The sequence below is a fragment of the Bradyrhizobium genosp. L genome (genome assembly GCF_015624485.1).
Taxonomy (GTDB): Bacteria; Pseudomonadota; Alphaproteobacteria; order Rhizobiales; family Xanthobacteraceae; genus Bradyrhizobium.
This window is the reverse complement of the sequence record NZ_CP061378.1, coordinates 7,158,642-7,170,854: the sequence shown is the minus strand read 5'-3', so window position 1 is coordinate 7,170,854 and position 12,213 is coordinate 7,158,642. Positions and strand designations below refer to the sequence as shown.

At 65.9% G+C, this 12,213-nt stretch carries 9 protein-coding genes; 7 read left to right on the top strand and 2 right to left on the bottom strand.

Annotated elements, in window-relative coordinates:
* Positions 1-2: 2 nt before the first annotated feature.
* On the bottom strand, positions 3-467 hold the full coding sequence (locus IC762_RS34055) for an Rrf2 family transcriptional regulator (RefSeq protein WP_195786442.1): 465 nt from the start codon (positions 465-467) through the stop codon (positions 3-5).
* Between the two features lie 158 nt (positions 468-625).
* Here IC762_RS34055 and IC762_RS34050 point away from each other — a divergent pair, with 158 nt between their 5' ends.
* Positions 626-2,719: a tetratricopeptide repeat protein gene (locus IC762_RS34050; protein WP_195790407.1), complete on the top strand. Its 2,094-nt coding sequence runs from the start codon at positions 626-628 to the stop codon at positions 2,717-2,719.
* Positions 2,720-2,773: 54 nt separating this feature from the next.
* Here the strand turns inward: IC762_RS34050 and IC762_RS34045 are convergent, their stop codons facing one another.
* Complete coding sequence (locus tag IC762_RS34045; protein ID WP_195786441.1) at positions 2,774-4,507, bottom strand: ATP-binding protein; 1,734 nt, start codon at positions 4,505-4,507, stop codon at positions 2,774-2,776.
* A gap of 331 nt (positions 4,508-4,838) precedes the next feature.
* Here IC762_RS34045 and IC762_RS34040 point away from each other — a divergent pair, with 331 nt between their 5' ends.
* The 6 genes from IC762_RS34040 (at position 4,839) to IC762_RS34015 (ending at position 12,208) form a co-directional block, all read left to right on the top strand.
* Entirely contained in the window at positions 4,839-7,175 is a 2,337-nt protein-coding gene (locus IC762_RS34040) for a mechanosensitive ion channel family protein (RefSeq protein WP_195786440.1), read from the top strand.
* 203 nt (positions 7,176-7,378) lie between these two features.
* The gene (locus IC762_RS34035; protein WP_195786439.1) at positions 7,379-8,554 is read left to right on the top strand and encodes a helix-turn-helix transcriptional regulator; all 1,176 of its coding nucleotides are present in this window, start codon (positions 7,379-7,381) and stop codon (positions 8,552-8,554) included.
* Positions 8,555-8,972: 418 nt separating this feature from the next.
* The gene (locus tag IC762_RS34030) at positions 8,973-9,230 is read left to right on the top strand and encodes a hypothetical protein (protein WP_195786438.1); all 258 of its coding nucleotides are present in this window, start codon (positions 8,973-8,975) and stop codon (positions 9,228-9,230) included.
* A gap of 204 nt (positions 9,231-9,434) precedes the next feature.
* A complete protein-coding gene (locus tag IC762_RS34025) occupies positions 9,435-10,574 on the top strand; it encodes a helix-turn-helix transcriptional regulator (RefSeq protein ID WP_195786437.1) in 1,140 nt (379 codons plus the stop codon).
* 112 nt (positions 10,575-10,686) lie between these two features.
* On the top strand, positions 10,687-10,938 hold the full coding sequence (locus IC762_RS34020) for a hypothetical protein (RefSeq protein WP_195786436.1): 252 nt from the start codon (positions 10,687-10,689) through the stop codon (positions 10,936-10,938).
* A 169-nt stretch (positions 10,939-11,107) separates the two neighbouring features.
* Complete coding sequence (locus IC762_RS34015; RefSeq protein ID WP_195786435.1) at positions 11,108-12,208, top strand: LLM class flavin-dependent oxidoreductase; 1,101 nt, start codon at positions 11,108-11,110, stop codon at positions 12,206-12,208.
* Positions 12,209-12,213 lie beyond the last annotated feature (5 nt).

Here is a 12,213-nt window from a genome sequence, read left to right as displayed (position 1 = left end):
GTTCACTTGCCGGCATGAATCTGGTCCTTGAGGGTCTGCCGGTGCTTCGCAAGCCGGCGCTTGAAGTCCCTGGCGAGCGCCTCCAGCGTCACGGCGCCGAGCCGCTTCAGGAAGATCGCCTCGACCTCGCGAAACGTACCGGACAGCGCGTCGTTGACGGCCTGTTCGACCAAACAGCCCGGGTTCTCGCTGCGGTGGCCCATCGCGACGATCGTGGGCGCGCCGACCGCGCGATAGATGTCGGCGAGCGTGATGTCGGCAGGATCGCGCGCCAGCGTCCAGCCGCCGCCATGGCCCTTCTCCGAGCGGACCAGGCCCTGTTCGCGCAGCCCCGCCATCACGCGGCGGACCACGACCGGGTTGGTCGCCATCGCTTTTGCGAGCTGCTCGGACGTCACCGGCTCGCCGGCCCCGATCATGTGGAGCAGGCCGTGCAGCACGCCTGACAATCGGCTGTCGCGTATCATGTAACTTCGTATGTTACATGATGGCGTGCAAGTCAAGCGGGCCGTGGAAATACCGATCCGACGATAATCGGGTGCCGGAATTGGCGGCGCCGCGCGTTTAATCCGCATCGGGATTCCATGGGCGGGGGCGGTACGTGGCTGGTGCAGCGGTTGAACGGATGATGCTGGATGCGGTGGCGCATTATGGCGCGGGCCGCGCGCAGGAGGCGCATGCGCTGTGCGGCGACATCCTCACCGCTGATCCCGATCATATCCCGGCGCTGCATCTGTCCGCCGTGATCGCCTTTGTCACCGATCGCGCCGCCGAAGGCGCGGTGCTGCTGAACCGGGTGTTCAGCCTCGATCCGCAGCACGGGCCGGCCTTCGCCACGCTCGGCGATGCGCTCGCGGTGAAGGGCGAGCGTGAGGGCGCGCTGGCGGCGTTCCAGCGCGGCGTGGCGCTGCGGCCGAAGGATGCCGGCCTGCACGTCAAGCTCGGTGTCGCATTCTCCGATCTGACGCGCTTCGACGAGGCCGAGACGGCGTTTCGGCGCGCCATCGCACTCGATCCGGCATTGACGCGGGCGCGCTTCAACCTCGCCGTCGCTCTCGCCGGGCAGGGCCGGCCGCGGCAGGCGGAGGACGTCTATCGCCAGGTGATCGCGCGCGATCCGCAGCATCGCGGCGTCTGGCTCAATCTCGGCAATGCGCTGGCTGACCAGAAGAAGTTCGACGAAGCCGCGACCGCCTATCGTCGCGGGCTCGGCATCAACCCCGATGATTCCGGACTGCATTGCAGCCTCGCCGGCGTGCACTATCGCCAGGGCAAGCTGGAAGACGCGATCCTGCATTATCGCCGCACCATCGCGCTCGACCCGGACAACCTCATTGCGCTGCGCCTGCTCGCGCTGGTGCTGCACGAGGACGGCCAGCGCGAGGAGGCGGCCCGGCTCTACCGCCAGATCACGGTGCGCGATCCGTCCGACCACGTCATCCTCAACAATCTCGGTGCCTGCCTGTTCGAGCTCGGGGAGGTCGACGAGGCGGTCGGCTATGCCGAGCTGGCGCTGGCGCTGAAGCCGGATTATGCCGCCGCGCACACCAATCTCGGGATCATCTTCGAGGCGCAGAACCTGGTCGAGGTCGCCGTTGCCGCGCACCGCCGCGCCATCGAGATCGATCCCGACTACGCCAAGGGCTACGCCAATCTCGCGGTCGCGCTACGCAATGCCGGCGACATCGACGCGGCGCTGGTGGCCTCGCGCCACGCCATCGAGCTCGATCCCGAGCAGGCACTCGCGCATTACAATCATGCGCATTTCCTGTTGATGAACGGCGAGTTCGAGAAGGGTTTCGAGGAATATAAATGGCGCCGCAAATCCAAGATGCTGAGCGACGGCGATCCCGTGTTCGAGGGACCGGAATGGCAGGGCGAGGCGCTCGCCGGCCGCACCCTGCTGCTGTTCGCCGAATACGGGCTCGGCGACGTCATCAATTTCGTCCGCTATGTGCCGACGGTGGTGGCGAAGGCCGGCGGTCGCATCATCCTGCAGGTGCAGCCGGCGTTGGCTTCGCTGGTGCGCGCCATGCTGCCTGACGTCGCGGTGTTTGCCCGCGGCGAGCCGCTGCCGTCCTTCGATCTGCAACTGCCGCTGATGAGCCTGCCGCGGCTGTTCCGCACCACGGTCGAGACCATTCCCGCCGCGGTGCCCTATCTGCATGCGGACGCCGCCAAGCTTGCGCGCTGGCGCGAGGCCCTTGCCGGGGAAACCGCGCTGAAGGTCGGCGTGGTCTGGGCCGGCAATCCCAAGCACAAGGGCGACCGCCAGCGCTCGCTGCCGTCCGAGGCGGTGCTGCCGCGGCTGATCATGCCCGGGGTCAGGCTGTTCAGCCTGCAGAAGGAAGCGCGGCCGGACGATGTTCCGGTGCTGCAGCGCCTTGGCGCCGATGTCACCGATCTCGCGCCGATGCTCGGCGATTTCGCCGACACCGCGGCGGCCGTCTCTGCGCTCGACCTCGTCATCGCCGTCGATACCTCGGTGGCGCATCTCGCCGGCGCGCTCGGCCGTCCGGTCTGGCTGCTCTGCCCCTACGCGCTCGACTGGCGCTGGCTGCGCCACCGCGAGGACACCCCCTGGTATCCGACCATGCGGTTGTTCCGCCAGGACAAGCCGCAGGCCTGGGAGCGCGTGCTGGAGCGCACCTCCGCCGAGCTCGCCCGCGTCGTGGCGGGCGAACGCGGACTGATGTTGCCGGCGGCGATGCGGAGTTGATGGACTGCTGGCGTAGCTCTGCCGGCTCGCACATGCGAGCGGATCAGTTGTGCTTTATCTCGCGGCGCTCATTCCCTGCGCGCCGCCGAGCAGTTTCGCGTTGAGACGGCCGCCGTCGAACAGCATCTCGCCGAGCGCGCGGTCGATGTCGTCCAGTGTGACGCTCGCGCCGCCATCCCTGACGATGCTGGACTGGGCGAGGCGGCGCATCAGCTCCTTGATGAAGGCGGCGCTGACGCCGTCGGTGCGGCGGACCGCTTCGTCGACGACCGGTTCCTCCAGCGGCAGGCCCCGGCCGTAGAGCCGGATCAGCTTGCCGCGGCCGCTCTCGTCGGGCAGCGGCACTTCGATCGCCTGGTCGATGCGGCCGGGCCGCCCGGCCAGCGCGCTCTCGAGCTCTTCCGGCCGGTTGGTGGTCAGCACGAACAGGATGTCGCAATCCTCCTTCAGCCCGTCCATCTCGTTGAGCAGTTTGTTGAGCAGCGATTCCTCGCATGCGCTGCCCATCTCGTCGCGGTCACGGGCGATCAGGTCGACGTCCTCGATCACGACCATCGCCGGCTGCAAGAGGCGGGCGAGGCTCATATAGGCGCCGAGCAGTCCGACCTGCTCGGCGGTGATGATCAGCGTGGTATGACCGGGCAGGTTGGTGGCGAGATAGCGGATGGTGTGGGTCTTGCCGGTGCCGGGCGGGCCGTAAAGCAGAATGCCCTTGCGGGTCGACTGTCCGAGCTTGCGCAGCAGCTCGCGGTTGCCGACGAAGTCGAGCACGTTGCGGTCGAGTAGCCGCAGCGTCCGCTCCGGCAGAATCACGGCGTCGCGCCCGACCGTCGGCAAGCGGTGCACGGCGACGCCCTGCGAGCGGCCGCGATAGTTGGAATCAGCTTCCAGCGAGAGGATCTTGCCGCGGTAGGAGCGCGCCCCATCGACAGCGGCTTCCAGCTCGGCAAAGATGCGCTGCACGAAGCCGTTGCCGGCGGCGCCGGTGGGGACTGCGAGTTCGATCCGCAATACCGGTTCGTGGCCATATTCGCGATGGAATGTCAGCAGCACGGTGTAACGCAGTTCGCCGCTGCGGCAGAGCCACAGTCCATTGACGAGGCATTTCACCGGCTCGGTCTCGCCGATATCGACGTCCTGATATTGCGGCGGGGCGATCGCCGGTGCGTTACGGCCGCCCCTCATCAGGGCCGCGATGTCGATGGTCTCATAGCGCGATGCCTCGTGGATACCGAAGAAGTGTAGCGGCGCGGTGAACAGTCTCTCGATTGCGACCTGAACGTCGGCGCGCATATGGCCGGGAAATTGCCGCGACCGCGTCAGAATCTGGTTGCGTGGCAATCCGGCAAAATGCCAATCGAGCGCGGTGACGGCAAATCTGAATTCGTCGCCCGGCAGGTCCTCCGAACTGCTCCTGACCGCAAGCACGCAGTCGGTGCACAGGCACGCCATTCCGTCGCCGCGAAAAATCTTGGTCGACGATTTCGGCGATTCACAGAGGTCGCATGGGCGCATGGCATCGACGGCCTCGGCCGTGATCGACAGCGGTTGCTCCTTGTCGCGGATCAATTGCTCCGCGGACTCCAGCAGCGCTCGGGCCACTGCCGGCGGAAATGGGCCGCATTCTATACCGCTCTGGTTCACCATCCGTGCGATGATTGCGATGGATTCCTGCTCGGATTTGCCGAACACCACGCACAGCAGATGCTGGATAAAGTGCTGCGACGTCTCGCCTTCGTCCTGAATGAAAAGCTTGACCGGTGCGGTCTCGGCGAAAACATCGTGCATGAAAACCTCGATACGCTGCTGGAAAAAGAACAAAAAGAGAACATCATAAGGGCGTGTCACCGTCAAGCGAAAGATTCGCCCGCTGCAGCCCTGACGTGTCGTGACGCCGTCGCGTCAGCGAACAGCCAAGGCACGGAGCGGTCGGCGCCGTTAAGCGAGGCGCAACGCCTGTGACGATTTTGTGCTGCGGCAAATTGCCAAGAGATGGCCGCGACGACGGCAAACTTCCGACACATCATCGGGGCGAAAAGGGGCAATCGACATGACCAGCGCGCGAGGGCGGATTCGGGTTGACGAATCTTCCGTCGCGCAAATTATTTAAGAGGCCCTCGTGTCGCACAAACTTCGCTTTGCGATCCTTCTCCTCGTCACGCTGTTCGCTGCTCCCGCCGTTGCACAGCCGGCCGCCAAGCCGGCGCAGCCGCAACCCAATACCAGCGACACACTGACGCCGGAGCAGGCGAAGCGCGCACTCGAGACACTGCAGGACGACAAGAAGCGCGGCGAGATCATCAACACGCTGCGCGCGATCGCCAATGCGTCGCCGCAAGCCGCGCCGCAGCCCGCGCCGGAGCAGTCGCCGATCCCGCTCACTGCCGACAGCCTCGGCGCGCAGCTCCTGCTGATGGTCTCGGAACAGGTCACCGAGGTGTCGAGCCAGGTCGCCGATGTCGCGCGCACGCTGACGCACTTCCCGGCCTTCTACTACTGGTTCCTGCGCACCGCCAACGATCCGGCCGCCTACAACCAGCTGATCGACATCGCATGGAAGCTCGCGCTAGTGTTCGGCTGCGCGCTATCAGCCGAATGGGTGGTGTTCCGCCTGATCAAGCGCCCGGTGGCGTTCCTGGAGGCGCGGCTGCCGCAAACCGCGCAGGTGCCGGCGCAGACGCTGGCGGTCGTCGATCCGCCGTCGTCGGTCGCCGACGTCACGCCCGAACCCGAGCTGCATCGCCGCCGTCTCAGCCTGGCGCGGGCCTGGCAGTCGGTGGTCCGGCTGCCTTTCGTGCTCGGGCGGCTGGTGCTCGAGGTCCTGCCGGTCGTCGTATTTGTCGGCGTCGCCACCGCGTTGCTCGGTACCGAGATCGGCGACCAGTCGACCACACGGCTTGTGATCCTCGCGGTGGTCAACGCCTATGCCTTCTCGCGTGTTTTGATTTGTGTGGTGCGGGCGCTGGCCGGCCCGTTCGGCCTGATCCGTGTCCGTGCCGAGACCGCGGCCTATATCGAGATCTGGGCACGGCGCATCGTCGCCGTCGGTGTCTCCGGCATCTGCTTTGCCAACGTCGCGCTGCTGCTCGGGCTGCATCGCGCCGGCTATGCCGCGGTGCTTCGCCTGGTGATGCTGGTGGTGCATCTCTTCATCGTGGTCATCATCCTGCAGTGCCGCCGCCAGGTCGCGGATGCGATCCGCGCGCCGGAGAACCGCACCGGCCTCGCGGCGCGGGTCCGCAATCGCGTCGCCAGCCTGTGGCATGTGCTGGCGATCGCGCTCGACCTTGCGCTGTGGGCGGTATGGGCGCTCAACATCCGCAACGGCTATTCGCTGCTGCTGCAATATTTCGTCGGCACCGTCGCGGTGCTGCTGGTGACGCGCCTCGTCACCATGGTGGTGCTGAGCCTGATCGATCGGGGCTTCCGGATCTCGCCCGACCTGTTGCAGCGTTTCCCGGGGCTGGAGTCGCGCGCCAACCGCTACCTGCCGCTGCTGCGCAAGGTGGTGGCGACCGTGATCGCGCTGATCGGCTTCGTCGCGCTGCTCGAGGTCTGGGGCGTCGACGCCATCGTCTGGTTCTATGGCGGCCAGATCGGCAGCCGGCTGATCTCGGCGGTGGTGACGATCGGGATCGCCGCGCTCGCTGCGGCCGCGATCTGGGAGGTCGCCAACGCGCTGATGGACCGCCAGATCAACGCGCTGTCGCGCGAGGGGCATTTCGCCCGTGCCGCGCGTCTGCGCACCTTCCAGCCGATGCTGCGCACCGCCCTGTTCTGCCTGATCACAGCCGTCGTCGGGCTGACGGCGCTGAGCGAGATCGGCGTCAATGTCGCGCCGCTGCTCGCCGGTGCCGGCATCGTCGGCATCGCGATCGGCTTCGGCTCGCAGAAGCTGGTGCAGGACCTCATCACCGGGCTGTTCCTGCTGATCGAGAACACCGTGCAGGTCGGCGACGCCGTTACCGTCTCGGGGCTGTCGGGCGTGGTCGAGAACGTCTCGATCCGCACCATGCGGCTGCGCGCCGGCGACGGCTCGGTGCACGTCGTGCCGTTCAGCGCGGTGACCACGATCACCAATGCCAGCCGCGGCGCCGGCAATGCCGCGGTCAGCGTCAACGTGTCCTACAAGGAGGACACCGACCGCGCCGGCCAGATCCTCAAGGACATCGTCGCCGAGATGCGCCAGGCGCCGGAATTCCGCGCCGTGATCCGCGGCGATCTCGAATTGTGGGGCGTCGACAAGGTCGACGGCTCGATGGTGACGATCGTCGGCCAGATCCGTTGCACCGATGGCGGCCGCTGGTCGGTGCAGCGCGAGTTCAACCGCCGCATGAAGCGGCGCTTCCAGGAGAACGGCATCGAGATCGCCTCGACCGGCCAGACCATCCTGATGCAGCTTCCGCCGCCGCCGGAGGTGGAATCGGGCGCGACGCCGCGTCGCGCGGCGGGATGATCACGGATGACGTAGCGAGCGGGCCCGCTCAAAATCCGGATTGCATCAAATCGAGGCAGGTTTTGTTCGACCTCGTCGCGTGAATGTCATCCCGCGCGGTGATGGAACCGCGCACGGATCCCGTCGGACCGGCTTGACTATTCCATTGCGATGGCACGAAATTCGAATGTTGCCACCCGTTGATCTTTCAGTCGATTCGAACAATGAATTTTGCTGAGAATTTGCCGGAACGGCTGCTCGACCTGATCTACGATGCTGCCGCGGACGAGACGTTGTGGTCCGACGTGCTCGTGCATGTCGCACAACTCACGGCGAGCGTGAACGGTGTATTGTTCGGCCAGGTCGTCGGCGAGAGCAAAGTTTACTTCAACCATCACACGCTGTCGCGAGAAGAATGCCTGCGCGCCTACCGCGAACGGTACGTGCGGAATCCGTACTCGCTTTACATGGACCAGCAGCTGAAGGGGGCGATGGTCAGGTCGGACGAAGTCACCACGCTGTCCGAGCTGAAGAAGACCGGCTTCTATCACGAGGTGCTTCGCCCGCAGCAAGTCGCCCATGCAGCCATGGTCTCGCTTGCCAAGCAAAGCGGCTTCACCGTCGTGTTCCATCTGTGTCGCGGTGAGCGGCAAGGGCCGTTCGAGGAGCAGCAGATGGCGCTGCTGCGCCGCCTCCTGCCGCACATGCGCCGCGCGATCGACCTCGGCTTTCGTCTGGAGCAATACAAGTCGCTGCAGCGAGAAAATGCGCCGGCGCTGGACCGCCTGGCGGCCGGCATCATCGTGCTGGATCGCTCGGCCAGGATCATTCTGGCGAACAAGGCCGCGCGGCTGCTCGGCTCGGCGGACGGTCCGCTGCGGCTGCGCAACGGCATGGTTTCGGCGTTTGCGGTGAGCGCCGCTCGGCGGCTCGACGACCTGATACAGGCTGTGCTGCGGGGCCAGCCGACGGCGACCATGAGCATGCCCCATCCCGACGACGGGCGGCTGATCACCCTGTTCGTCTCGTCGGTGCGCAGCCGCGATATCGACCGTCTGCGGGCGCTCAACCCGCAGCAGGCGGCGGTGATGATCTTCGTGCTTGATCCCGCCGGCCCGGCCGAATTGCCGGCGGCCTCGCTGATGGACATCTGGCAGTTGACGCAGGCGGAGGCGAGGGCCGCGCTGGGGGCGGCGCGTGGTCTGGGGATTGCCCAGATCGCGAGGCAACTCGGCATCTCGCCGAACACGGTCAAGACCCATCTGCGGCACGTCTTCGCCAAGACCGGCGTGCGCAGTCAGGTCGAACTGGCCGGCCTTGTCGCGCCGCTCAGGCTGTTCGGCGCCGAACCGTCCGGCTCTGCGAGCGGAGGCGATGCGGGCAACCTCTGCCGGCCATAAACAACGCACGATGCGCCTTGCCGGCACAGCTCCGCACCGTGTTGGCGAACTCGCCCACGAAGGCGGCAGCGGTCTTCCCGAAGCGGTGACGCAGTCGGGTCTCGATCGTCGCCGACGATACGCCGAGCGCGGCCGGCATCCGGGCGCCGCGCGTGAGCGTCGGTGCGACACGCGCAAGCAGCGCCATCCGGGATGGGTCATACGACCAAGATCCGGGCATCAATTCGATGGCTTTTGCTTCGATTTGATTGCATGCGGCGCGCCGCGATGGAATCGCGCAGTCCCGTCACCCGAACGGATGATGACGGAGCGCGCCGGGCTGCCGTATTCAGCAATGGTCGTCCGAGCCGGTGGTTGCCGGTGATCTCGATCGCGCATCGGCATCTGTCGGCGCGCGGCTCAAGCGGGAGGCGCCGTCATGACCAGGCTGTCGATTTCCGGAACGCACGCGCCGGCGGGTGCGCATCAATCCTCCGAGGAAGACCGCGCGACCTATCGGCGATGGGCGCGCCGCGCGTGGCTTGCCTATTTCATCGTCATCGCCTTGATGATCGTCACCGTATCGCTGCGCGACCGGCCGGATTCGCAACTCGCGAGCCGCGATCAGTCGGCCCTGGCCGGCACGGCGACGATGCCTGCTCCGCAGCCGGCGGGCGCGGTCGCGCGGTCTGACTAGCTTTGCGCGCCATCGGCTGCCGATGTGTGAAGCGGTTCATGGCGAATGCCTGGCGCAACGTGTAGAGCAACGGAGGTTGCAGGCAGTGCATTTTGACCGGTCGCCGCCCTCACCCGATCGGGTGAGGCATCGGCCGGGACCGTGCGGTATTGTTCCGATCGACCTCCTCAGATTGGAGCTGCGGCCGCCGATGGGGGAGAGCAGGTGAATCTCTCGGGCGGGAAAATCGATAGGATCCTCGACCTGATCTATGACGCGGCGGCGGAGAATGACCTGTGGCCGAAAGCGCTCACCGCGATCGCCGATCTCGTGCACAGCGAAGGGGGCATCCTGTTCGGCAAGTCGCTTACCGCAGAACGCGTTTATTTCGATTTCAATGGCCGCCTCAGCGAGGAATGTAGCCGGGCCTATGAGGAACGGCATATGCGAAATCCGTTCGCTCTCGGCATGGAGCATCAGCCGGTGGGGCAGTTGGTGCTGTCGGACAGCCTCATCGCTTTCCCCGAGCTCGAAGCGACGTCATTCTATGACGAGGTGCTGCGGCCGCAGGACGTCGCGCATTCGGGCATGATGGCGCTCGCGGCACGGCACGACTTTCGCGCGGCGTTCAATATTTGCCAAAACGGCCGCAGGGGTCCGTTGGAGCCTGACGAACAGCAGATTCTAAGATGGTTGTCACCGCATCTGTGTCGATCGGTGACGCTCGGATTTCAGATCGATGGCTACCTGGCGATGCAGCACGCGGCATTCAATGTCCTGGAGCACCTGGCCGACGGGGTGATCGTGCTCGACCGCAAGGCGCGGGCGCTGTTCGCCAACGTCGCGGCCCGTGGCATGGCAGCCGATGGCCTGCTGCGGCTGCAGCAGGCGATCGCGACCTATTCGACGGCGCATTCGCAGCGGCTGTCCGACCTGGTCCGCGCCGCGCAGCAGGGCGCGGCCGGCGGCACCATGAGCCTGCCGCATCACGTCGACGGCCGGCTCCTGACCATCCTCGTCACCTCGATCCGCAGCAAGGATCTCGGACGGCTCTCGGACGTCGGTATGAAGAATGCCGCGGTGCTGCTGTTCGTGGTCGACCCGCTGAACCGCCGCTCGATTCCGTTGGCGCAGATCATGGACGCCTATGGATTGACGCCGGCGGAGGCGCGGGTGGCGCTGGCGGCGTCGTCCGGCAACACCATCGTCGAGACGGCGCAGCTCCTGAAGCTGTCGCCCAACACCATCAAGACGCATCTGCGTCGCGTGTTCGCCAAGACCGCGACCGGACGCCAGGCCGAACTCGCCGGGCTGATCACCGCGATCGGCAGCGTCCGCATCACGAGTGGCGACACAGCACCGTGAAGCGGCCTCACCCGGATGGATGATGTCGCGGAGGGGCCTGCCACCTACCGTCCGCCATGAAGATTCGCGGCACGGGCCTACGGCTGCGGACCTTCCGGAAGTGAGGTCTGCGATGCGTTGGGTCGATGTCGCCGGATACGTGGCCTGCTCTTTGGTGTTCCTGACCTTCTACATGAAGGGGATGGTGCCGCTGCGGCTTGTCGCGCTGTGCAGCAACGTCACCTTCCTGGTCTACGCCTTCACGCTTCATTTGGCCCCCATCGCGATCCTGCACAGCGCACTGATCCCCGTGAACGTGATCCGCCTGTTCACCGCGCTGCGGGCGGACCGTCTCATCGCTCGCGACACCGTCGCGCGACGGTGAGACGGCGAGGCCGCTGCCGAGCCGATACCTCGGCGGCGCGCGGCTGAAAACCCGGCTTTCTCCCTCATTCCCTCGCATTCCTGCGCTGGCACAGCGCTTGCTCACGGCTGTCGGAGAATGCGCGACAAGACGCATTGCATGATTTCAACGCGAAGGAAGGAAACACACCATGGAGCTTGGATATTTCACCATGCCCTCGCATCCGCCGGAGTGCGGATTGAAGGAGGGCCACGATTGGGACCTGCAGACCCTGCGCTGGCTCGATGAGCTCGGCTACCAGGAAGCCTGGATCGGCGAGCATCATACCGCGCCGTGGGAGCCGCATCCCTCGCCCGATCTGTTGATCGCGCAGGCGCTGCTGCAGACCAAGAATCTGCGCATCGGTCCCGGCGGCTTCCTGCTGCCGTATCACCATCCGGCCGAACTCGCCAACCGCGTCGCGATGCTCGACCATCTCTCCAACGGCCGGCTGAACTTCGGCGTCGCAGCCTCAGGCCTGCCGAGCGACTGGGCGATGTTCAACGTCGACGGCATGTCGGGCCAGAACCGTGACATGACCCGCGAGGCGCTCGAGATCATCCTGAAGATGTGGACCGACCCGGCGCCCTGGACCCACAAGGGCAAGTTCTGGACGGTGACCAAGCCGGACACGATGTTCGATTTCCTCAAACCGCACATCAAGCCGCAGCAGGCGCCGCATCCGCCGATCGGCGTCGCCGGCCTGTCCAAGAATTCCGACACGCTGAAATTGGCCGGCGAGCGCGGCTTCATTCCGATGAGCCTCAACCTCAACCCGGCCTATGTCGGCAGCCACTGGGACTCGGTCGAGGCCGGAGCCGCCAAGACCGGCCGCAAGCCGAGCCGCAAGGACTGGCGGCTGGTGCGCGAAGTGTTCGTGGCCGACACCGACGAGGAGGCCTGGAAGCTTTCGACCGGCGACATGATGGGCCGGATGATGGGCGAGTACTTCCTGCCGCTGCTCGGCCATTTCGGCTTCAAGGACTATCTCAAGCATGCGCCGGATGTGCCCGACAGCGACGTCACCGTCGAATATTGCGCGCGCCGGAATTGGATCGTCGGCTCGCCCAAGACGGTCACCGAGAAGATCGAGAAGATCTACCAGGAGGTCGGCGGCTTCGGCGTGCTCCTGGTGTTCGGCTTCGACTACAAGCACAAGCCCGAGGCCTGGAAGCACTCTTTAGACCTGCTCAAGAACGAGGTGATGCCGAAGCTCAGGCATCTCGGCGCCGAGTTCGAGAAGGCCGCATGACAGCT

Excerpts from the sequence above, each read along its gene's own strand:
- IC762_RS34055 (WP_195786442.1), bottom strand. The coding sequence starts at position 467 with ATGATACGCGACAGCCGATTGTCAGGCGTGCTGCACGGCCTGCTCCAC.
- IC762_RS34050 (WP_195790407.1), top strand. The coding sequence starts at position 626 with ATGATGCTGGATGCGGTGGCGCATTATGGCGCGGGCCGCGCGCAGGAG.
- IC762_RS34045 (WP_195786441.1), bottom strand. The coding sequence starts at position 4,507 with ATGCACGATGTTTTCGCCGAGACCGCACCGGTCAAGCTTTTCATTCAG.
- IC762_RS34035 (WP_195786439.1), top strand. The coding sequence starts at position 7,379 with ATGAATTTTGCTGAGAATTTGCCGGAACGGCTGCTCGACCTGATCTAC.
- IC762_RS34030 (WP_195786438.1), top strand. The coding sequence starts at position 8,973 with ATGACCAGGCTGTCGATTTCCGGAACGCACGCGCCGGCGGGTGCGCAT.
- IC762_RS34020 (WP_195786436.1), top strand. The coding sequence starts at position 10,687 with ATGCGTTGGGTCGATGTCGCCGGATACGTGGCCTGCTCTTTGGTGTTC.
- IC762_RS34015 (WP_195786435.1), top strand. The coding sequence starts at position 11,108 with ATGGAGCTTGGATATTTCACCATGCCCTCGCATCCGCCGGAGTGCGGA.